A 2,032-nucleotide genomic window follows, 5' to 3' on the forward strand; every position below is an offset into this window, starting at 1 on the left:
GCGGCTTCACGGTCTGGCCCGGCGGCCGCGGACCAGGGGCCCGGGGGGCGGCACGGTGATCGACGCCGACTACACCGAGGTGAAGCCCGACGGCGGCCGCGACCCGTCGCTGCCGCGGATCGAGGATTCGCGCTGGGGCGGCAAGGACGAGGGCGACGCGCAGGGCCGATCCTGACCGGTCGACCCCGGTTGTGGCCGCCACGGGTTCCGTGCTAGCGAGACCCCGTCTTTCGCCGGCCAGCCGAGCCAGAGTTTCCAGGGAGAGTTTTCATGTCGGACGACAACCAGCAGCCGGATGCCGAGCAGCAGCTGCAGCCCTCGCTGCAGATCTCGGCGCAGTACGTCAAGGACCTGTCCTTCGAGAACCCGAACGCGCCGCGCAGCCTGACCCAGCAGACGACGCCGCCGCAGGTCACGGTCAATGTCGACGTCCGCACCCAGCAGCTGGCCGAGAACGCCTTCGAGGTGGTGCTGCACATCAAGGCCGAGGCCAAGACCGGCGACGCCGCCACCTTCCTGTGCGAGCTGAGCTATGGCGGCGTGGTCGCCCTGGCCAACGTGACCAAGGAGCAGACCGCGCCGCTGCTGCTGATCGAGGCGCCGCGCCTGCTGTTCCCGTTCGCCCGGTCGGTGATCGCCGAGGCGACCCGCAACGGCGGCTTCCCGCCGCTGCTGATCCAGCCGATCGACTTCACCGAGCTGTTCCGCCGCCAGCTGGCCGCCCTGCGCGCCCGCTCCGAAGCCGAGGGCCAGCCGAGCGTGAACTGAGGCGCTTCCGTCCCCTTCCCTGTCATTGCCGGGCTTGACCCGGCAATCCAGAAGGTCTCGACGTTCTCTGGATGCCCGGGCCAAGCCCGGGCATGACATTTTAGGGGTCGGCTTATCGGGTCGGCTCACCTGTCAGCGACAGCCCGCCGAGATGCGCGACGATCCGGTCCGCGGCCTGCTCCGGCGTCAGTCGGGTGTTGTCGATGACGACCCAGTCCCCGGCATCATCGACGATCAGGTGATACTCGCCGCGCCAGGCGATCAGGGGTTCGGGGTCGGTCAGCTTGCGGTTGCCGGCGCGGTCGGCCCGGCGGACCCGGACGATATTCTCGGCGAGATCGCAATCCAGCGTCACGGCGACCAGCCGTTCGCCGCGGCCGGCGGCGAGGTCCCTGATCAGCCTCCAGGCCTCGACATCGCGGGGTGATTCCTGGAGGAAGGCGTTGGTCATCACCAGCACCGCCTCCGACGGCAGGGCGCGGATGCGGTCATAGGCCAGGTCCCGCACCTGCTCGTACAGCGTCCAATACGCATCGGTACCGCGGTCGCAGAGGCTGGCCGCCACATTGTGCAGGGTGTGGTTGTCGAGCAGGCGGGCCTGCAACCGCCGCGCGAGGACCCGCGCCACCGTCAGCTTTCCCGCCCCGGGCCAGCCGTTGAGGTGGACGATCACCTGGGTCCCCTCCCCTTACCCTTCCTTCAGCCAGATCGGGTCGGTCAGGCCCTTGATGAAGGCGAGATGGGCCGCCAGCTCGGCCTCGGTCGGCGCGTGCGGCCGGGCCGGGCGGGCGACGCGCTCGACCACCACCGTGGTCTCGGTGACCTCGACCGTGGTGGTGATGGCCAGGCCCGGCTCGCGGCCGCCGCACATCTCCAGCCAGACCTCGGCCAGCAGCTGGGCGTCGAGCAGCGCGCCGTGCAGCGTGCGGCCGGAATTGTCGATGCCGAAGCGGCGGCACAGCGCGTCGAGCGAGGCCTGGGCGCCGGGCCAGCGCCGCCGGGCCAGCGCCACCGTGTCGATCGACCGCGCCATCGGGATCGGCGGCAGGCCGAGCCGCCCGAGCTCCGCATTCAGGAAGCCCATGTCGAATTCGGCGTTGTGGATCACCAGCTTGGCGTCGCCGATGAAGTCGAGGAAGCCGCCCACCACCTCGGCGAAGACCGGCTTGTCGGCCAGGAATTCGTCGGTCAGCCCGTGCACGCGCTGGGCTTCCATCGGCACGGTGCGCTCGGGATTGATGTAGACATGGTAATGCGCGCCGGT

3 protein-coding genes are annotated in these 2,032 nt (G+C 70.1%); 1 reads left to right on the plus strand and 2 read right to left on the minus strand.

Annotation, left to right across the window (positions count from 1 at the left end; translation table 11 throughout):
• The first annotated feature begins 270 nt into the window (after nucleotides 1-270).
• Nucleotides 271-768: a protein-export chaperone SecB gene (gene secB / locus P409_RS32775; RefSeq protein WP_034848572.1), complete on the plus strand. Its 498-nt coding sequence runs from the start codon at nucleotides 271-273 to the stop codon at nucleotides 766-768.
• A 112-nt stretch (nucleotides 769-880) separates the two neighbouring features.
• Here the strand turns inward: secB and P409_RS32780 are convergent, their stop codons facing one another.
• Nucleotides 881-1,441, minus strand: a complete 561-nt coding sequence (locus P409_RS32780) for an AAA family ATPase (protein ID WP_034848574.1) — start codon at nucleotides 1,439-1,441, stop codon at nucleotides 881-883.
• A gap of 15 nt (nucleotides 1,442-1,456) precedes the next feature.
• Nucleotides 1,457-2,032 (minus strand): DNA polymerase III subunit epsilon (gene dnaQ, locus P409_RS32785; RefSeq protein ID WP_034848576.1); only part of this gene is annotated, 576 nt, incomplete at its 5' end.

This window comes from Inquilinus limosus MP06 (assembly GCF_000767795.1).
GTDB classification, from domain to species: Bacteria; Pseudomonadota; Alphaproteobacteria; order DSM-16000; family Inquilinaceae; genus Inquilinus; species Inquilinus limosus_E.

Bases quoted from the DNA above. Each gene is read 5' to 3' on its own strand.
- secB (WP_034848572.1), top strand. From the start codon at position 271: ATGTCGGACGACAACCAGCAGCCGGATGCCGAGCAGCAGCTGCAGCCC.